Source organism: Streptomyces bluensis (assembly GCF_014650715.1).
GTDB classification, from domain to species: domain Bacteria; phylum Actinomycetota; class Actinomycetes; order Streptomycetales; family Streptomycetaceae; genus Streptomyces; species Streptomyces bluensis.
Map to the genome: position 1 here is coordinate 343,045 of NZ_BMVM01000007.1, position 18,561 is coordinate 361,605.

At 69.7% G+C, this 18,561-nt stretch carries 22 protein-coding genes; 7 read left to right on the forward strand and 15 right to left on the reverse strand.

The window, feature by feature from the left end; all coding sequences use genetic code 11:
• Window positions 1-60 precede the first annotated feature (60 nt).
• From IE262_RS20125 to IE262_RS20135, 3 genes are read right to left on the reverse strand one after another with little or no spacing between them, the layout of a single operon-like run.
• On the reverse strand, window positions 61-225 hold the full coding sequence (locus tag IE262_RS20125) for a hypothetical protein (RefSeq protein WP_189875312.1): 165 nt from the start codon (window positions 223-225) through the stop codon (window positions 61-63).
• Window positions 226-258: 33 nt separating this feature from the next.
• A complete protein-coding gene (locus IE262_RS20130; RefSeq protein ID WP_189875314.1) occupies window positions 259-879 on the reverse strand; it encodes a hypothetical protein in 621 nt (206 codons plus the stop codon).
• Window positions 879-1,517 (reverse strand): hypothetical protein, encoded by a 639-nt coding sequence (locus IE262_RS20135; protein WP_189875316.1) that lies wholly within the window; start codon window positions 1,515-1,517, stop codon window positions 879-881. The genes IE262_RS20130 and IE262_RS20135 overlap by 1 nt, the downstream gene beginning before the upstream one ends.
• Window positions 1,518-1,678: 161 nt before the next feature.
• Between IE262_RS20135 and IE262_RS20140 the strand changes: the two genes are divergently transcribed.
• From IE262_RS20140 to IE262_RS20150, 3 genes are read left to right on the forward strand one after another with little or no spacing between them, the layout of a single operon-like run.
• Window positions 1,679-3,019 (forward strand): tetratricopeptide repeat protein, encoded by a 1,341-nt coding sequence (locus IE262_RS20140; RefSeq protein ID WP_189875318.1) that lies wholly within the window; start codon window positions 1,679-1,681, stop codon window positions 3,017-3,019.
• Between the two features lie 36 nt (window positions 3,020-3,055).
• On the forward strand, window positions 3,056-3,496 hold the full coding sequence (locus tag IE262_RS20145; RefSeq protein WP_189875320.1) for a hypothetical protein: 441 nt from the start codon (window positions 3,056-3,058) through the stop codon (window positions 3,494-3,496).
• Window positions 3,490-3,789 (forward strand): hypothetical protein, encoded by a 300-nt coding sequence (locus tag IE262_RS20150; protein ID WP_189875322.1) that lies wholly within the window; start codon window positions 3,490-3,492, stop codon window positions 3,787-3,789. Before IE262_RS20145 ends, IE262_RS20150 begins: the two co-directional genes overlap by 7 nt.
• A 65-nt stretch (window positions 3,790-3,854) precedes the next feature.
• Here IE262_RS20150 and IE262_RS20155 read toward each other — a convergent pair whose 3' ends face one another.
• The 11 genes from IE262_RS20155 to IE262_RS20205 all read right to left on the reverse strand — a co-directional run bounded on the left by IE262_RS20155 (window position 3,855) and on the right by IE262_RS20205 (window position 11,688).
• A complete protein-coding gene (locus IE262_RS20155; protein ID WP_189875324.1) occupies window positions 3,855-4,892 on the reverse strand; it encodes a phytanoyl-CoA dioxygenase family protein in 1,038 nt (345 codons plus the stop codon).
• Window positions 4,889-5,167 (reverse strand): hypothetical protein, encoded by a 279-nt coding sequence (locus IE262_RS20160; RefSeq protein WP_189875326.1) that lies wholly within the window; start codon window positions 5,165-5,167, stop codon window positions 4,889-4,891. Before IE262_RS20160 ends, IE262_RS20155 begins: the two co-directional genes overlap by 4 nt.
• Window positions 5,094-5,597 (reverse strand): phytanoyl-CoA dioxygenase family protein, encoded by a 504-nt coding sequence (locus tag IE262_RS20165; protein ID WP_189875328.1) that lies wholly within the window; start codon window positions 5,595-5,597, stop codon window positions 5,094-5,096. Before IE262_RS20165 ends, IE262_RS20160 begins: the two co-directional genes overlap by 74 nt.
• Window positions 5,594-6,403 (reverse strand): class I SAM-dependent methyltransferase, encoded by an 810-nt coding sequence (locus tag IE262_RS20170; RefSeq protein ID WP_189875330.1) that lies wholly within the window; start codon window positions 6,401-6,403, stop codon window positions 5,594-5,596. The genes IE262_RS20165 and IE262_RS20170 overlap by 4 nt, the downstream gene beginning before the upstream one ends.
• Window positions 6,400-6,768, reverse strand: coding sequence for a hypothetical protein (locus tag IE262_RS20175; RefSeq protein WP_189875332.1), 369 nt, complete (start codon window positions 6,766-6,768; stop codon window positions 6,400-6,402). Before IE262_RS20175 ends, IE262_RS20170 begins: the two co-directional genes overlap by 4 nt.
• A complete protein-coding gene (locus IE262_RS20180; protein WP_189875334.1) occupies window positions 6,705-7,151 on the reverse strand; it encodes a hypothetical protein in 447 nt (148 codons plus the stop codon). Before IE262_RS20180 ends, IE262_RS20175 begins: the two co-directional genes overlap by 64 nt.
• Complete coding sequence (locus IE262_RS20185; protein ID WP_189875337.1) at window positions 7,148-7,990, reverse strand: nitroreductase family protein; 843 nt, start codon at window positions 7,988-7,990, stop codon at window positions 7,148-7,150. Before IE262_RS20185 ends, IE262_RS20180 begins: the two co-directional genes overlap by 4 nt.
• A gap of 277 nt (window positions 7,991-8,267) precedes the next feature.
• Entirely contained in the window at window positions 8,268-8,414 is a 147-nt protein-coding gene (locus IE262_RS20190; protein WP_189875339.1) for a hypothetical protein, read from the reverse strand.
• Between the two features lie 555 nt (window positions 8,415-8,969).
• Window positions 8,970-9,359, reverse strand: a complete 390-nt coding sequence (locus IE262_RS20195; protein WP_229877347.1) for a hypothetical protein — start codon at window positions 9,357-9,359, stop codon at window positions 8,970-8,972.
• A gap of 146 nt (window positions 9,360-9,505) precedes the next feature.
• Window positions 9,506-10,561, reverse strand: a complete 1,056-nt coding sequence (locus IE262_RS20200) for a PDDEXK family nuclease (protein WP_189875341.1) — start codon at window positions 10,559-10,561, stop codon at window positions 9,506-9,508.
• A 956-nt stretch (window positions 10,562-11,517) separates the two neighbouring features.
• A complete protein-coding gene (locus IE262_RS20205) occupies window positions 11,518-11,688 on the reverse strand; it encodes a hypothetical protein (protein ID WP_189875343.1) in 171 nt (56 codons plus the stop codon).
• A gap of 327 nt (window positions 11,689-12,015) precedes the next feature.
• On the opposite strand from IE262_RS20205, the gene IE262_RS20210 reads away from it, so the two are divergent.
• A complete protein-coding gene (locus IE262_RS20210; RefSeq protein ID WP_189875345.1) occupies window positions 12,016-12,771 on the forward strand; it encodes a phytanoyl-CoA dioxygenase family protein in 756 nt (251 codons plus the stop codon).
• Window positions 12,772-12,875: 104 nt separating this feature from the next.
• Entirely contained in the window at window positions 12,876-13,700 is an 825-nt protein-coding gene (locus IE262_RS20215) for a protein kinase family protein (RefSeq protein ID WP_189875347.1), read from the forward strand.
• A 120-nt stretch (window positions 13,701-13,820) separates the two neighbouring features.
• Here the strand turns inward: IE262_RS20215 and IE262_RS20220 are convergent, their stop codons facing one another.
• Entirely contained in the window at window positions 13,821-14,804 is a 984-nt protein-coding gene (locus IE262_RS20220) for a phosphotransferase family protein (protein ID WP_189875349.1), read from the reverse strand.
• 655 nt (window positions 14,805-15,459) lie between these two features.
• On the opposite strand from IE262_RS20220, the gene IE262_RS39535 reads away from it, so the two are divergent.
• Together IE262_RS39535 and IE262_RS20235 are read left to right on the forward strand one after the other, a co-directional pair.
• Window positions 15,460-17,244: a BtpA/SgcQ family protein gene (locus tag IE262_RS39535; RefSeq protein WP_229877348.1), complete on the forward strand. Its 1,785-nt coding sequence runs from the start codon at window positions 15,460-15,462 to the stop codon at window positions 17,242-17,244.
• A 26-nt stretch (window positions 17,245-17,270) separates the two neighbouring features.
• Complete coding sequence (locus IE262_RS20235; RefSeq protein ID WP_189875351.1) at window positions 17,271-18,344, forward strand: SIS domain-containing protein; 1,074 nt, start codon at window positions 17,271-17,273, stop codon at window positions 18,342-18,344.
• Window positions 18,345-18,561: the final 217 nt, after the last annotated feature.

Sequence of the window (18,561 nt, forward strand, 5' to 3'; positions counted from 1 at the left end):
CCCGGCCGCCGGACACGGGGAGGTGCCCGACGGCCGGGCCGGTCAGCTACCGGCTACCGGTCAGACGGTCGGCAGGGGGTAGGTGTGGGTGTCGGGGAACGCTGAGTCGGGCACGGCCGGGTCGCCGCCGGAGTTCTGCGGCATCTCGCCGCCGGCGTGCAGATCGGAGATGAACTCGGCCGGGTCCACCGCCTCTACGGCGGCGGTCGTGACGATCTCGCGCATGGGTTCCTCCTCGGAACTCGTAGCGGGTTGCTGCTACACCGACAGATCGGTGAAGCAGACGGTTACCAGTACCTCGCGCGACTCACTGTCGAGCGGGGCACGCCAATGGGGAATCCGGGACCCGTCGAACCCGGTCAGGGCCCGGTACTGGATGGGGAAGGCGTCGCCGTCCGGGTACGGCGTCTCTGCGAGCCGGCCGACGACTTCCGCAGTCGTCAGCCATCGCAGGTTCGGCAGCCACCCCATCGCGCCCAGGCCGGACGTCAGGGCGGCGCTGAACGTGATCTCGAACTTCCCGTCGTCACGGTGAACGTGCATGTAGTCGGTGGGCTGGTAGTACTTGAAGCCGAAGCGGATCGCCGTCATGGTCGGGGCGCCAGTCGCCTCGGCCGCCACGTCCGCCAGGGCCTTGGACTGGGCCAGGGCACGCAGTGCGGCGCCGCCGGGATGGACTGTGCAGCGCTGCGGGGACGTGATCGACCCGTCCCGCATCGCCAGTAGTCCGGGCCGCTGGTTGTGCCGCACGACCGCGAACGGCTCCAGCCGCTCGGCCTCCTCGGCGAGCTCCTCCCACAGGCCCGCCTCGACCGCATCGGCCGGCACGTCCGCGCGGCCCTCCGCAAGCCACGTCTGACGCAGCGTCCCGGCGCTCATCACAGGTCCATGAACGACATCGTCACCAGCAGACCGGCCGCCACCGTGAGCCGGGGCCGCCAGTGCGCGAAGTGATATCCGGCGAACGCCCGCACGCTGCCGTCGTTGTAGGGGTGCTCCAGCGTCGTGAACGGCTCCCCCTCAGGGAAGATGCCGAACTCGGCGACGACGTCCGCAAGTTGGCGGCCGTCCGGGTGGCGCAGGTGCGGCGCCCACCCCATCGGCGGCAGGTCCGGTGTCAGCGCGATACCGACCGTGACCGTGCTCTTCGACGAGTCGGTGTGGAGCCCCTGAAAGTCGCCCTGCCGGTAGAGCACGACGGCCCCTCCGCGCGGGATCAACCGCGGAATCCCGGTTGCCTCCCGCAGTGCCTTCAACAGCTCCTTGTCGTACGCGAGCTGTTCGAGCACGGGGCCCGGCGGGATGAAACCGCAGTGAACCGGGGTGGCGAAACTGCCGTCGCGGTGGGCGGCGGTGTGGTCGTGCACGTGCGGCGTGACCAGGTCGAGCCGCTCCGTCGCCTCCTCCTCCAGCGCCTTCCACCGGTCCGGCGGCAGCACATCGGGCAGTACGACCGTGCCCGTCTCCTCCCACGCGGTGCGGGCCGGAAGCCGGTCCGCGAGTGCGCTCGTGTCCATGATCCCTCTCCGGGTCTCGGCGGTCTGCGGACACCGCCCGGCGCCATGGTTCCCGGCACTGCGGGCGGCTCACGGGGAGTCAACAACCGGGCGCAACAGGCTTCCAGGGCCCGCCCCAGGGCTAGGGTTGAAATCCTTGAATTTCCGGGGGAAGGGACGTCATGCCCGACCACGTACGGAACATCGCTCTCTTGTGCCTCATCAGTGAAACCGGCTGGATGAACGCGAAGTTCGCCCGCGCGGTCAACGCCGTGGGAACTGAGATGCGGCTTGGCCTCCGGTATGACGCCACGGCGGTATGGCACTGGCTGCGCGGCACCGTCCCCAGGCCACCGGCACAGGCGGCGATCCTCGAATGCTTAAGCAGGCGGCTGGGCCGGACCATCACCAGCTCAGCCGCCGGATTCGGAGCCGACGCCCCCACGCCCGAGGCGCCCGACACCGTGGCCGCCCTCATCGACCTGTGGAGCGTAGATATGGACCCCTCCCGCCGGACGGTGCTCGGTGCCGTCGGGCTCTACTCGGTCACCCTCGCCGTCCCCGAATGGCCGGACGTCGTCGACCGCGCCCGGCACGTCAAAACCACCCCCGGAACGCGGATCGGCGCAAACGACGTAGCCACCGTCACCGCCATGTCCGCCCAACTGTCCAGCCTCGACGACGAGTTCGGCGGCAGGGTCGTCCGCCCCCTCGCCTCCGCCTTCCTCGGTAACACCGTGGCCGACTTCCTCAAGTGCAACGCCTCCGAGAAGACACAGAAGGCCATGTTCTCGGCCGCCGCAGACCTCGCCTACCTCACGGGCTGGATGGCCATGGACGCCAATCAGAACGGCCTCGCCCAGCAGTACTACCAACTCGCCCTACGCCTCGCCGGGCAAGCCGGGGACCACCTCACCTACTGCACCGCCCTGCGCGGCATGAGCGTGCAGGCCGTCGGCCTCGGCCACGGAAGGATCGCGCTCCAGTACGCCGATTCCGCCGCAGCCGCAGCCCCGGCGGCCGGCCCCCGCATGAGGGCCTTCCTGGTCGGCCAACAGGCACACGCCTCGGCGGCCGTCGGCGACCGCAACGCGGCCAAACGACAGCTCAAAGAAGCAGAAACGGCACTCGAAAAGGCGACGTCACGCACCGGGACCGTCGCCGGATACCACCCGGCCGCACTCCACTACCACACCAGCCACGTCCGGTATGAGCTCGGCGACCTCGGCGGCTCAATCGCCGCAATGGAGGAGTCGAACAGGTACCGGCCCCAAACCGAGAGGCGGGCACGGGCCCGCTCGACAGCCCTCCTCGCTGAGCGACAGTTCGAGTACGGCCACCTCGAAGCGGCGTGCGCAACATGGGGCGCGTTCCTCGACGACTACCCGCATGTCAGTTCAGCGCGCTGTGACGACCACTTCGCCACCCTGAGGCGCTCAGTCCAGCAGCACCGAGGAAACAAGATCGCTCAGGCGCTCGGCGAAAGGGCCCGCACGCTCAGCACCCCGGTACGGAAGACGTGACGCACCTGCACTACTTGGGTCCCACACCCGAAGGGGATGGGTGACGGTGCGGGTGATCCGCTCGTCCTTCTCGCCCTGGTGGCGGGAGTGTTCGGCGTCGGCGGCGGCCTGGGCGGTGCGGTCGGCGCGGCGCTGTTCCTTCCGCCACGCAGCGCGTCGAGGCACTACGGTGCTGCCGTGACCGACAGCACCACCGCGCCCGTCCGCGACGGACTGCCCACGTCCGACGAACTGATCCAAGCCATCGCGCTGATGCAGATCCCCCTCGACCACGAGGCGATCGGCCTCGACAAGATGACCGAGGACCGCCGCCAGGCCGTCCTCCTCGGCATCCTGAACGCGTGGACACAGGCGTACGTGTCCAGCGCCGCCGCGCTGGGCACGACCCCGCTGCGGGTCGAGGAGTACTACATGCTCGTCTCGTCCGCCCAGGCCGAAGTGTCCAAGTGCCCTCGGCGCCGGAGATGTCCGTGCTGATCGACGCCAACATGGTGATCGAGCGCATGCGATGGACCGAGGCGCACATGGCCGAGATGGACGGGCACACCGGGCGCACGGTGGCCGCCCCCATGCGCGGGATCATGCAGTCGATGATCAAGCTGATGGAGATCTGGCGTGACTCCATGGCCGACGACTCCCGGCGCCTCGGCGACAGCGACGTGCACCTCGTCGAGCCCGGAGACACCCACCACCACATTCGGGAAATGGCCGAGCGCGTGATCGATCTGCAGACACTGCTGTGCGGATCGCCCGAAGACACACGCGACTGACTGCTGAGAACGCCGACGGTCCGGGGCCTTCGCCGTCGTAGCCACCGGGTAACGCCGATCTGATGTCAGCTGCCGGTACGTGTTGCGGGCAGTCCGCGCAGGAGAGCGGCGGCGCGCGTCGCGGCCGGCGGGGAGCTGTAGGCGGCGGTGATCTGCAGGGCGCGGCGGGCGCCCGGGCCCTGGCGCTCTCCGGCGGCGAGCGCTGTGCGTTCACGCCAGAGGTCGAAGCGGGGGTCGTAGGGGATGACGTTCAGGTGGGTGTGGCGTTTCCAGTAGTAGGCGAGCGGGTCGCCCTCGCGGGCGGGCCATTGGGCGTCCCATCCGTAGGGCTCGTCGCGCAGTTCCAGGCATGTTTCGTAGATCGGTGCGCTGGCGGGCTGGTAGCGCACATCGAGCGACAGACGCAGGTGGCGGCCGGTGTTGGGGGTGCCGCGGTGGACGGTGTGCGCGGTGAAGATGAGGACGTCACCGGGGGCCACGGCACCGCTGTGGGCGTGCTGGGGGTGAACGTTGGCCTCCCAGCCGATGGCGGTGGAGGCCAGCCTGAGCGGCAGGATGCCGTCGCGGTGGGAGGCTGGGAGGATCGCGAGGGCGCCGGTCCCGGGGCCTGCCGGGGCGAGCGGAGTCCACACCGTCAGGGTCTGCTCGGAACCCTGGATCTCGGGCCAGTCCTGATGCCAGCCGGTCTCGGCGGGCCCGGGGACGGGGCGGGGGTGCACGGCGCGCAGGACCTTGCGCGGGTGGACGAGCAGATCGGCATGGCCGGTCAGGGTGGTCAGCAGGGCGAGCAGGCGCGGGTGATGCATGAGCGCGTGCACCTCGCGGTGGGCCCACATCCGGCGGTGCACACTCCGGTAGGCAGGGGCCGGATCCCACACCGCCGCGTGCGGATCGGCCTGCGGGGCAGGTTCGCCGGCGTCGGCGGGCAGCAGCCACCCGGCCTGGTCGGCGACGGCCAGGACGTGACGGCGTACGGCGGCGACGTCCGCGACGGGCAGGACCCCGCGCAGGTAGAGGTAGCCCTCGGCGCGCAGCCGGGAGAGCAGGGCGGCCGGGGAGTCGAGCAGGGGTGTGGAGTCGAAGAACGACCGGAGCTCGGTCATGACGCCTCCAGGAAGCGGGAGGTGGCGCGGTCGGGGTTGGTGACGTCGCGGTGCGGGGCGGTGGGCACCAGCGCAAGGGGGTCGGGCAGGCGCAGCTGGGGGTCGCGAGCCCAGTGGCCAGGGTCGTCCGGGTGCTCGCACTCGTAGGGGGCGAGCAGGGCGGTGGCGGCGAGGGGCGCGTCCGTGCGCTGGTAGCGGACATCAAGGGAAATGCGCCCGGCGGGGCCGGTCGGCGGGAGAGTGGAGTGGACGGTGAGCGAGTGGAAGACCACCACGTCGCTGGCCGACAGCGGCAGGGGCCTCCAGTTCGTGCAGGGGGACCCAGGCGGTGAGAGTGTCGATCGCGCCTTGGACGTAGCGATAGTCCTGGTGCGGTTCGGTGGCCCACGGGCCGGGACCGGGCGCGGCCAGGCGCAGGAACCGGCGGGGCTGGGCCCACACCTCGCCGCTGAGGAGGTCGGCCATCAGCGTGGCGAGCGCCGGGTAGTGGGTGAGCCGGTGCTGGGCCTTGCTGTCGTACCCGGCGGCGCGCAGCTGCTGGATGCCGGGCTGGCCGGCCCGCAGCCGGGCCAGCGGGTCGCCGGGGCCGAGCGGCTGAAGGCGGGCGTCGAGCTGGGTGGCGAAGTCGCCGAGCAGGGTGGGGTCGATGAGGCCGGGCAGGACGGCGTAGCCGTCGCGGCGTAACGCCGTGGCGGTGGCGGTCACCTCTGCCCCTTGAGCCGGGCGACGCAGGCGTACAGGACGTTGTCCATCTCCACCAGCTCGGCGCCGTGTTCGGCCAGGACCGCCTTGACCCGCTCGAACAGGTCGGCGCGGGCGGACTCGTCGAGCACGGCGGCGTTGGCGTAGGACAGCAGCAGCTCGTAGTGGGCGTCCGGGGCCAGGCGGAGGGTGTCGTGGCTGACCTGCCACCACGGTGTATCGAACCGGCCGGAGGCGGCGAGTTCGGCGCGGCCCTCGGCGGCGCGGGCCTCGATGCCGCTGAGGTGGGTTGCGGGGTCGCGGACGGCGTCGGGGTGGTCGTGCGCGAGTACCTCGTTCAGCGCCTGCTGCAGGGAGGGGTCGGCGACGATCGGGAAGTTCCAGATCAGCGCCAGGCGCCCGCCCTCGGTGAGCAGGTCGGCGGCGTGGCCGTAGGAGACGGCCGGGTCGATCCACTGCCAGGCGTTGGCGGAGACGACGGCGGCGAACGAGCCGTTGGGGGCGGTGTAGTCCTCGAAGAAGCCGCCGGTCACGGTGACGCCGGGATCGTCCGCGGTGTGCTTGGCGAGCAGGGAGCGCAGCCGTTCCCCGGGTTCCAGGGCGGTGACCTCGACGCCGGCGGCGCGCAGCGGCAGGGTGAGCTGTCCGGATCCGGCGCCGACTTCGAGCACTTGGTCGCCGGGGGCGAGCGCGGTGACGTGGACGAGGGAGGTGACCAGGTGGTGGGGGATGCCGGGGCGGGCGGTGTCGTAGACGTCGGCGACCTTGTCGAACGCCAGCTTGTTGTCCCGGCGGGTGTTGGCCTTCACTGCGTGTCCTCCGTGTTCCTCGGCATGCCGATCTTCAGCATGTACAACGCCTCCTCCAGCTCGGTGTCCAGCCCGCACAGCTCCGCGGCGACCTGCTCGTCGATGGCGGGGGTCATCCACGTTCCCGCTCCCGTCCGGCCAGCGGCGAGCACCGCCGTGTGGGCCATGCGCCCGCACTCGGTGAGCACCGCGGTGCAGGCGTCCGGGCCCTGGCCGTGGGCGTGTTCGAAAGCGTGCCAGTCCACTGTGAAGAACAGCACGGCCCCGGTGCCGAGCACCCAGTACTGGTGGGCGCAGTCCCTCAGACGGGTGTCGTGCAGCCCGGCGGTGCGCAGGTCCAGGGCGCCCGCGTGGTAGGCGTGCACGCCGCGTTCGATCCCCTCGACGTCCTGGACGGCGACGTACAGCCGCAGATGGGGCCACGCGCGCAGCAGAGCACCCCGGGACGGGCGGGCAGTTCGGCCACACGGGTGGCACGGTGGGCGTCGGCAGCGTGCAGCAGTGCCTGCGGGCGGCCCCTGCCGTGCCGGTGCCACAGGGCGGCATCCGCCGGGGCCGGGGCGAGCAGGCCCCGCTTGAGCATCCCGTCAACCAGATCCTCGGTGAACCCGGCCTCCTCCAACTCGGGCCGGGTGGACGGCGTCAGGGCTGCGGCGAGACAGGCGGCCTCCGTCCGGGTCAGCACCGGCCCGCCGGTGAACGGGTCGAGCAGGACCTGCGGCACGCTCTGCAGAGTCGTGTCGGTCATCGGCTCAGCACTCCCATCGCCAGTACGGGCATCACGTCGGGATCCAGACCCGTATGGCCGGCCAGGGCGCGGGCGTCGAAGCCGGGCAGTTCACTCCTGGCCCAGCCCAGCCACGCGCCGAGCTCGGCCAGGTGCTGCACGACGTGCCCTGCGTCGATCAGCACGGCACGGGCGGAGCGGGCGTCGCGGTAGCGCCACATCGGCCGCTCGACGGCGCTGGCCAGCATCACCACCGCCACGGGCCCGGTGCCGCCGGTCAGTTCGGGCAGGGCCGGGCAGGCGGCGGAGAGTTCGGCCGCGTCCGGCTGGTTCTGGAGCAGGTCGAGGGCGTTGGCGCGGACGTTGTAGTGGTACAGGCCCTGCGGCATGCCCTCGGCCCGTAGCCACAGCAGGGCCTCGGTCGGGTGCCGGGCCCCGCCGGGCGGCACGGCCTTGAAGATCAGTTCGACCTGGAGGTACGTGCCGGTGTCGTCGGCGTCGAGGCGTCGCCGTTCCCCGAGGGTGCCGTCGAGCAGGAGCGCCAGCTGGTCCGGCAGCCGGTACCCGTCCTCCTCCGAGGGGTCGGCCACTGTCTGCGCCTTGGCCAGCGGCCACCGCTGGCTGCGCGGCAGGTCGGTGTAGACCGAGGGGTACGCGTCCGTGGCCGTGTACTGGCGCATCAGGGCGTTGTCGGTGTCGAACGCCTTGGCCTGGCCCATGTCCAAGAACGGGTAGGAACGGGTGGCCTGGTGATAGGCGTCGTGCCGGTGCGGGCCGCTGCCTGCGCGGGTGACGATCAGCCCGGTCTCCTTGGTGCAGTCGGTCCACAGCGGTGCCTGGACGTCCCCCCAGCCCGGCATCTGCCCACGCCTTGAGGGCTTCGGCCTGGGTGAAGCCGCCCGGTGGCAGCGTGCTCAGCGCGGCCAACAGGCGTACGTCGTCGACCAGCAGCGGAGGTTTCCCGTCGTGGACCGAGACGGTGATCCGCCGCTGCCCGCTCACCTCCTCAACCACCGTCAGCAGCGACGGGTGACGCCGGAACGCGGTGCTCGTCATGGCTTCCTCCCCTTCTCGCGACGATCCCGGGGTGCGGCGCTCGCACCCCGGGACCTTGGTGGTCGTGCTCGTGTGGTCTCGTCAGGCGGCGGACCCCGCGGCCGTCGGCGCGGCGGGCGTCTCCTGGCCGGCCTCCGGCATCGGCGCGAGGTTGCAGGTGCCGGTCTGCAGCAGACGCGTACGGACCGTGGTGTCGTCCGCCACGTGACCGAACGTCATCTCGGGCATGTCTCTCCTCGAAGGTCATGGTCCGGGCGCTGACCGCCCGGACCGTGGTGGGCGTGCGCCGAAATCGTCACGCGCCGACGACGGCCGGGGAAGCGCGGCGCGGCTGCCTCCCCCTGCCTCGCTATGCCTCCTTATGCCTCCCGGCGCAGACCCCTTGCCCTACCGGCCCCGATGTGCCGGACACTGGCCACGCCGGATCAGGTCGAGCAGGGCGGAGACGGGGGACAGCAACACCGGTTTCCTGGGCCGTTCCTACTCGGACCCCCACCCCGCCAAGGGCCTCTACGGCGCCGCGACGCGATGAGTGGACGTTCGACCCTCGACTCCACTGGTCAGCCCGCGCCGAGCGGCGCCGCACGTAACAGCGCTGAACGGCCTCCCCCTGGCGAACCGCCGGTGCGCCCAGGAGCGCGACTAGAAGACGCGTATCCGGCTGTCGCCGAGGACGTCAGACGCCGCCGCTCGAAAGCCCTTCACCGCCTGGTACAGAGGTGCTCCCGCTCGGCGGCGAGCGCGGCGTCCGCGGCCTTGCGGGAGGTGTCTTCCGCGTGGGCATCATGCACCATCCGTCGCATGACCTCGGCGAGGTCGTCGGCCGCGTGGACCACACCGTAGAAGCGCCTCCACCACGGAAGGCGGACCCTCGAGGATGACGAACTCGGCGGCCCGGTGGACGCCACGGACCTGGGCTGCGAAGCGCTCCATCTTCTCGTCGACGTCCCGCAGGTCCGGCCGGTCCGCCCGCAGCGCGTCGCGCACGGCGTCCAGGGCGATGTCGCGGTCGTACACCGCGCCCAGGTAGTTCGCGTAGGCGTCCCGGCGGTGTTGCCAGCGCCACTGGCCGAACTGCGAGCGCGCCGCCGCGCGTCCGGTGACCATCGCGAAGCCGAGGGTGGCAAGTGAGCCTACGGCGGCGCCGAGCAGCGCGGTGAGTCCAGCGTCCATGGCCCCATTCTGCCTACGGCGAGGTCCAGTTGAGGCGCGGCAAGAAGCGAGGCCAGGCGTCCGAAGTCACCCACGGGTACTCGGTGGTCGTTTACAGGGAACCGCACCAGGTCAGGGCCAGGCCGGCACGCCGCCGCATGTCATGATCAGGCGCGCGACAGAGAACTCGCCTCGTATCGCAGCTGGTAGGCGCGCACCCCACTGCCGTTCATCCGGTAAATCGTGATCGCCGACAGGAACTGCTCCTTGACCTCCAGGGTGCGCCGCCGCTCCTTCTCCGCGATACCGCTGATCCACCGCTCCACATGCTCCGGGAGCTTGAATGCCAGCTCGTATGCCCCCTCGGCGGCCACCGGCGAAACGGTCCACTCCGCCGCCGCTCCATGCCCCCGCCGCCTGATCCGCACCGCATGGTCCGGCATCGTCTCCGCATAGGCCAGGAATCCTTTGTGGTCATCAGCGGCAAGGGGAAGGATGAACGGAGCCGACGGGAACCCGAGCAGGAGTTCCGCATCGCTGTGCTGCTGGAGCGCCGCGACGAACTGCGCGATCGCCGCTTCGGCGGCCTGCTTGAACTTGCCCTCGCCCAGAGACACCGAAGGCAGCAGGTTCACCGGAGACGTCTCCAACGCCTTCCGCAGCTCCGCGCGCAGCCACGACAGCGGAAAGGGCTGGCCGTCGGGCCAGTACTGCTTCTGTGCTTGAAACAGGGACCATGCCGTGCTCCCGATGATCCCGATCAACCACGCGAAGGACGCCCCAGAAAGGTCGACGAGCGAAATCTGATGCGCCAGTGCGTACTTCTGCGCTTCCGACGTGAAGCCGTTCGCGGAGAACAGGGCGTACGAATACTGATAGCGCTGCCTCGGCCTCGTGCCGGCGTGCGTCATGAAATTCTCGTTCACGTCGTGCAGCACGCCATGACCGTTGCGGACAATCTCCAGTCCGCAAGGCGTCTGGTAGAACTTGGCCTCAAGGAAGAGGCGGACCGGCATCGAGAACGCCGGGGTGAAGGCAAACTCTCCCAGCACATCAACCTGATGGAGGGCTCCCCTCCCACGTACCCGCAGCGTATCGCCGGTCGACACCAGCTCCACCGGATCCTGATCTTCATGAACCAGCAGGCGGTACCCGCTGAAGCGCAGCAGCCAGGCCAGTGACTCCTCCAGCAGATAGCCCCGCAACGCGGAATCCTTGGCCACTCCCCCGCCCTCCCTGTGAATCGCGGTGTCACACCGCCTCGATCTTCTCATCACCGAACAGGTGCCGCAGATACCGGCCCGCGCCCGAATTACGGTGCGGCTACGCGAGGCGGCCGACCGGGCGGTGCACGAACGACGTTCGGGGCCACCGTGATACAAGCCGCCCGGGATCTGGGCTTGTCGTGGCCGACGGCGATAGCCGCTTTCCACGCCCAGGCGGCCGAAGTCACCGATGCGCCGCTGCCGACACTGGCCGATGGCGGTCAGTCCACGCCCGCTGGCACACCGGTTTCGTTGACGCCTCCGGCGACGGTGGGCTGCTCGGCCAGGCCGAGGTAGGTCGAAGCCTGGCTTGCCTAGGCGTAGCAGTACGGAAACGAACGGCACCCTGTCCAGGTAGTGGGCGATCTGCCGCGGAATCGAGGGATGGATGTCGTACGACGCCAGTTCAGTGGGCAGGACCCATGGCCGAGCAGCGCAGCGTCTTCCCGCTGAGTCGTGGCGCATCCGGCGAAAACGTCAGGTAGACGCCTTGTGACCAGGGCAGGAGCGGTGATGTGGATCGGCCAGTGGTGCACCGATCGGCGGCCTGTTGTGACTGACGCTCAATTATCGGTCTGACCTGCGCGTTTAGCGGCTCGTCCACCACGCTGCCCCGGCTCCCGTGGCTGTAGTGACAAGAGTGACGAGCCATGCAGGTATCCGTTGTATGACCAAGTGCAGCCCTCCAAAGTGGAGTTCGAACTGGGGCGGCGTGGTGGTCGTGTCGGTCTCCGGTTTCATGTATTCAGCGGAGCGCCCAGGGGCGGCGGCGGACAGCGGATCGCTGTTGCGGAGGTGTTGCGGACTTACTGTCATGCCGATAGGCAAGCACAGCACCGACACACGCTGTTGATCTCTGTGGATAACGCGGGCGTTGTGGATAACTACACTCAACAGCCGCCTCGTACGGAGTCTCACGCCGCGCCGGTGTAGGCGCGCACCCTGCCGTACCAGCCGGGATGGTGTCCCATTCGTCGCTGCAGCAGCTTCGTCGTCCGTGACGAGGACAGCTCGATCCAGGCAACGCCGCCTTCGAACACTTCACGAACGCCAACATCACCTGCGCCTGGCGCAAGATCGGTCAACTCTCGCGCCACAACGCCCGCCCGTGGATGGTGACCGCAGCCGGCTACAAAGCATCGCCCAGGACGACGGCCACATCCGACTCCGCGGCAGGCCGCAGGCCATGAAACACGCCAACCAGGCACTCTACGAAAAGGCCGTCGACGCCCTCCTTAACAGCCTGACGGCGCGCAGGGGCGGAAGCTGACCTGCCAACGCCATGCCGAGACAGAGCAGGTCAGCACCACCCGTCAGGACCACGCAGACATAAGTGCTCCCGCGGGAGCGTCAACGGGTGGCGAAGATAATTTGGTTGCTGAGGAAAGAGGCTGCCTGCTGCACTGAACGGTATGGCGACGACGATCACCAGCGAGGCGCGGACCGCGTTCCGCCGAAACGGGTTCGTGGTGATTCCCGGCGTGCTCAGCGACGAGCAGATCACCGCAGGACGCAAGACCGTCACTGCGCTGCTGGAGCGGCGCCCCTTCGCCGACGATCACGTCGGACCGTATTTCCTGTGGCCCCGCTTTGATGCGGAGGGCCATCCGCTGCTCGACTTCTACCGGGAGACCGGGATCGGGGAGCTCGCCGCCCAGCTGCTGCGTTCGGATCTCGCTGTCCAAGACCCGAATGTCGCGCAGGTGGCGACGACGATCCCGCCCTGGCCGCACCGGCCGGGCGGCCCGCACGTCGACGGCCTGACGCCGTGCGAACCGGACGGGCGCCCCGGCACCTTCTCGCTGCTGGCCGGCGTATGGCTCACCGACCATGACCGGCCACACCGGGGGAACCTGTGGATCTGGCCGGGCACACATCTGCGATTCGGGCAGTACCTCGCCGAGCGCGGTGCGGATGCTCTGGCACGGGTCGAGGAGATGAATCCGGGCCCGTATCCGAAGATCGAGCTCGGCGAGCCGATGCAGGCGGTCGGCCCCGCCGGCAGCGTGCTGTTCTTGCACTACCTGCTCGCCCACAACATCGGCAACCACGACGGCACGGCGGACGAGAGGCGGCGCGAGACGGTGTACTACCGGCTCCACGCGAGCGGCCACCGGGAGCGCTGGCGGCAGACGGTCACCAACCCGCTCGCCGAATTCCGCTCATAAGAAGCGGCGCGGAGCGTCCACGCCGGCGCGTGGTGTCGGCCAACCAGGTTCGGTCGGCCTCGCCCTGTCGAAATGCGGCGTCCGGGCTGGAAGGATCAGACGTCATGCACTCGCACCCCCTGCTGGACGCCAGCTCCGTCGACACCCTGGAACCCTTCCTGCACGAAGTGGGCACCGTCTTCCGTGCCTTCCGGGAGCAGGACTCTGGTTGCGTGTCCTACGGGGTCACTGTCGGCGGCAAGCGATGGTTCGTCAAGGGCGCGGTCACCTCGGAGGCGGTCGCCTCCCTGCGCCGAGCTGTGCATGTCCATGCCTTGGTCCGGCATCCGGCGATCGTGCCCCTGGAGCACTCCATCGCGCTCAGGGGTGGCCTGGCCCTGGTGTACCCGTGGGTGGAGGGTGAGGTCCTGTACCACCCCACCGCCTCGCGCAAGGGCGGCCGGGCCGCCCCGGGCAGCCCGATGGCCCGCTTCCGCCGCCTTCCCGTCCCCGACATCCTGACGGCGCTGGAACGGATACTCGACGCGCACGTGACCGTGGAGAGGGCCGGGCTTGTCGCTGTCGACCTCTATGACGGGTGCATGCTGTACGACTTCGGGAACCGTGGCATGTTTCTGTGTGACCTGGACGAGTACCGTCCGGGGCCCTTCGTCCTGGAGACCGACCGGCTCCCAGGGTCCCGGCGCTATATGGCGCCGGAGGAGTTCGCCAAGGGGGCAACCATCGGTGTCCGAACGACCGTGTACGTGCTGGGACGTGCGCTGCGGCTGCTGCTGGATGCGGGCGATGAAGAGCGGGAGTGGCGTGGTTCTGCGTCGCAACTGGCGGTCATCGAGCGGGCCACCGCCGACGATCCTGCCCGCCGGTTCGCCTCGGCCGAAGCCCTGGCACGGGCATGGCGGGCCGCTGACCCAAGGAGGCTTGGATGATCTTCCTCAAGCCGTCACCGGCGGCTGCGGCTCGAACGCTAGTTTCCCGCGCTGTTGACCATGTCCGTGGCCAGGTGAAAGTTCGGTCTGGCAGAGGGCACCTCGGATCAGTCGTCACGGTTAGATCGTCCAGCCACGCCGATCGGCCAGCCATCGCAGGGTGACCTCGCCGCACCATGTCTGGTGCCGGCGAATGTGCGGGGACCAGTCCGCCGGGGGCTGTGCCCCGGAGACCAGGAAGAAACCCGAGAGTGCGGCGAGGGCCGAGTCGAGCTGTTCGTCGGCGACTCCGCGGGCCGTGGGATGTGCCGCGAACAGGGCTGTGGCGTCGTAGCCGTCGGCGAATGCGGTGGCCAGGAGCAGCACCAGATCGAACCAGCTCGCGCCGAGGCAGGGCCAGTTCCAGTCGCAGATCCACGCGGCACCGCCGGCGTCGATCAGCACGTTGTCCAGACGCAGGTCGTGGTGCAGGACGGCATGGCCCGCCGTGGCTCCCCGCCATTGGCTCTCCAGCTCTGCCAGCCGCCGTGTTCGCGGGAGGGGCACCCAGGCCGGCAGGAGTTCCGCCTTGGTGCTGCCCGCCTGAAGATCGCGCCAAGCGGTGAAGTCACCTTCGGCGCCCACCGCCTTGAGGCCAAGACGCAGCAGCTGCGCAGAGGGCGCGGAGAGCACCTCGGCCGCCGCCGCGTAGGCGTTCAAGGTGGCGTCCAGTTCGCTGGGTTGCCAGGGTTCGGCAGGCATGCGGCCGCCGTCGACGGCGTCGAAGCCGAGGACGACCCACTCATCCTCATCCTCGACCCACCGCAGGAGTGGTGCCGTGACCTCCACGGGCAGGGCCTGGTTGATTAAAGCCTCCCGCCGGTAGCAATCCGCGATCACAGCGTTTTCCACACCGTTGATGGCCTTGATGAACTGACTGCCACCGGCGCTGTGGACCACCGCGGCGAAGCCGCCGGTGAATCCGCTCCCGGCACTCGGCCCGGCATCCACCGCGCCGCCCAGGCGTCGTGAGATCAGCTGGCGGATGCCCTGCGGAAGCTGGTCCCAGCCTGGGCGTACGGCGGTGGAGCTGTAGCGCAGACGTGGAGTGATGATGTGCGGCATTCCGTCAGGGTGCGACAACGCTCTGTCGCACCGCCACCGAGATTCGAGGGTCCTGCCACCAGCTCCCGACAATCCGGGCGCTGGTGGCAGGACCCTCGACACGCGGATAATTCCTTGCCGACCGTGAAACGGCCGTCCTACCCTCGCTGCAACGCGCTGACGGAGACGAGTAACCACGGATCACGCGCGCCAAGAGAGCTGCCGGTAGCTGGGAAGGCGGCCTCGCGCCCGGGGTGAATCCCTCTCGAGTACGGGGAGGAACGGCCCTAAGGCCCCATGCCTCGCCGGCTGGCCCCCGTGACCGGGCCCGAACGAGGCCGCCACCGTCCGGTGGCGGCGAAGCGTGGTGGCACCGCGAGCCCCCTCTCGCCCACGCTCCCAGGGGTCCACGTTCGAGCCGGACCGATCGAACGGAGCGCCCCCGAGATGCTGGACATCACCGCCATCCGCGAGAACCCCCAACGCGGCCAACAGGCTCTGGCCAAGCGTGCCGTCAGGTGGACCTTGAGGGATTCCTTGCCCTGGACGAGGAGTACCGCCGGGAGCGGACGGCCTGCGAACAGCTGCGTGCCGAGCGGAGGAAAATCTCGACCGAGATCCCCGAGCGCAGCGTGCCGGCGGAGACATCGACGGCTTGCGGGCACAGGCGACGGCCGTGCCCGAGCGCCTTGCGGCGCTCCTGCCGCCGCACATCCTGGCGTACGAGGCCGGTTACACCGCCGGTCAGTTCCCGAAGTTCGCCGACGACGTCTTCGTACTCGAGCAGGGGGACAAAGGACCCCAGCGGTTCCTGCTGCCAACCTCGGAGACGGCACTGGTCAACCTGCACCGGGACGAAACGCTGCCGGAGGCCGAGCTCCCGAGGAAATACTTCGCCTGCTCCCCCTGCTACCGCAAGGAGATCGGCGGCTACCGCACCGCGGAACGCGGCACGCTGCGGGGCCACCAGTTCGACAAGGTCGAGCTGTTCCAGTTCACGCGGCCCGACGACTCGGACGCCGCGCACGAGGACCTCTCGGCCCGGGCCGAACAGCTGGTGGCGGAGCTGGGCCTGCACTACCGGATCACCCGACTCGCGGCGCAGGACACCAGTGCCGCCATGGCGAAGACCTTCGACGTGGAGGTGTGGCTGCCCAGAATCGACGCGTACGTCGAGGTCAGCTCGGTGTCGAACGCACGCGACTACCAGGCACGGCGCGGCAACATCCGCTACCGGCCGCGCCAGGGCAAGTCGGCCTACGTCCACACGCTGAACGCGTCGGGCTTGGCGACCGGCCGACTGCTGCCAGCCATCCTCGAACAACATCAGCAGCCGGACGGCACGGTCGTCGTGCCGGACGTACCGCGCAAGCGGGTGATGCGGGATGTCCTGGCGGCGTCGGGGGCAGCCGCTGATGTACCCGTAGAGGTCATCACACTCAGTGTCCCTTCGTGGACGCTCGCGCCCCAAAATCGTGATCATCTGGCTTGTTCCAGACGCGCCAGGACAGGGAATGGCGCCGCCAGGATTGGCGGCAGCACACCAAGGGGAGGACCTCCCGGTCACCTTTCGCGATCACATGGACGAGAATCGGCGCCGGGTTCGCCCTTGCGGCTCGCCACAGGCCAAGGGCAAAGGCTGAGGGGATGGCTGATGCGGGAGTTCGCCACGCTGGGCAAGCGCAAGGCGGTGCTCGGCATGATCCACTTGCAGCCCCTGCCGGGCACGCCTTTCCACCAGGACGGAAGCCTGTCACAGATCCTCGATACGGCCGTTCAGTCGGCCAGGGCGCTGTATGAGGGCGGGGCGGACGGGTGCCTGGTGCAGACCGTCGACCGCGTCTACACCACCGCTGACGAGTCCGACCCAGCGCGCACAGCCGCGATGGCGCTGATCGTGCGGGCGATCGCGGATGCGACCGGGGAGGACTTCCAGGTCGGTGTGCAGCTGATGCGCAACGCGCTGCGGGCGTCGTTAGCGGTGGCGAAGGTGGCCGGTGGCAGCTACATCCGCGCGGGGGCCCTGGTCGGCGCGACGCTCAGCGCCAACGGCCTGGTGCAAGCCGATCCACTGGCCGTCATGGAGTACCGGAAGAAGATCGGCGCCATGGGCGTCAAGGTGATCGCCGAGGTGGACTCCATGCACTTCCGCTGGTTCGGCGGCGACAAGACCACCGCGGAGGTCGCGCGGGCGGCGAAGTACGTCGGCGCGGACGCGGTGTCGCTGTGCCATCCCGACGACGACACCACACTGGAGATGATCGCCGCCGTACGCCGGGCCGTGCCCGGGCTCCCGGTGATCCTGGCCGGCCACACCAACCATGACAACGCCGCCCGGCTGCTGGCCGCCGCCGAGGGGGCGTTCGTCGGCACCTGCCTGGAGAGCGGCGGCTGGGGCGGCACCATTGACGTCGAGAAGGTCAAGGCGTACGTCGGCATCGTCCGATCCCTGGAATCGTGACCGCACGCCCGCAGAGGGAGGCACGCGTGGAACCGCTCGACCCCGAGGTGATGATCCGGCAGGTCGCACAGCTGCCGGCCGACCTGCGCGAGCGGACACCGCTCTTCGACGAGCGCGTCCACGCTCTGTTGCCGACTTCCAACTGGGCACGGATCGATCACGTGTTCCTGACCGGAGACGGCGACTCCTACCACGCCTCCTGCGCTGCCGAGATGGCCTTCGAGACCCTCGCTGGAATCCCCTGCGAACCGGTCAGCGCCCACCGTTTCCTGCACTACGGCCCGCTGCCCACGGCCGCTCCCGTCGGTCCGGGCCGCCAGGTGCTGCTCATCGCCACGTCCGCCTCCGGCACGACCAAGGCGGTCGTCGAGGCCATCGAGCACGCCACAAAGCACGGAGCACTCACCGTCGCGATCACCGGCACACCGGACAGCCCCGTCACCCAGGTGGCCGACCATGCCCTCATCGTCGACCTGCCGAACCTGGAGCGCTCTCCTGGCATCCGCACCTACCAGGCCAGCCTGCTCGGCATGCTGCTTACCGCCCTCCGCCTTGCCGAAACCCGCACCCCTGCCTGTCCTACGGACCGGCTGCGCGAGGAATTGACGGGGCTCGCCGACACGGTCGAGGCCACTGCCCGCGCGGTCCGGGACCGCTGCCGCCAGGTGGCGGGGGAGATCGCCGACGCTCCCGTTGTGACCGTTGTCGGCAGCGGGCCCGGATACGGCACCGCCTTGTTCGCCGCTGCCAAGATCATCGAAGCGTCGGGCGTCTACGCGGCGGGGCAGGACCTGGAGGAGTGGAGCCACGTCGAACGCTTCGCCTACCCCATCGACGCCCCCGTCGTCGTCATCGCCCCGCCCGGCCGCTCCCTGCCTCGGGCCGCCGCCCTCACCGGCCAGGCCCACCGCCTCGGCCGACGTGTCATCGCGGTCACCGCCACAGATGACACCGCGGCGTTCCGCCACGTCCATACGGTGCTGCCCGTGCACGGCACGACGCGGGAGGAGTTCTCGCCCCTGCTGTATCACGTCTTCGCCGACTACACCGCCTGCTACCTCGCCCAACACCTCACACGCTCGCCGTTCCAGGCCGGCTGACTCTGCCCCACCCGCACGGGAGTGTCAGGGCCGCTTGACACCGTGCCTTCATGATGATCGCGACCAGCGCGCGGCAGCTTCCTGCTCGTTGTGCAGGAGCAGGTGCTCGCCGAGTGGGCCAAGTCGACGCGTTCCGGCTGCTGGCCGGACTGCTCCCGGCGGACAACTCTGATCAGCACAGAGGCCGGGGCCTCCCCCGCCCAAACCAGGGGAGGGC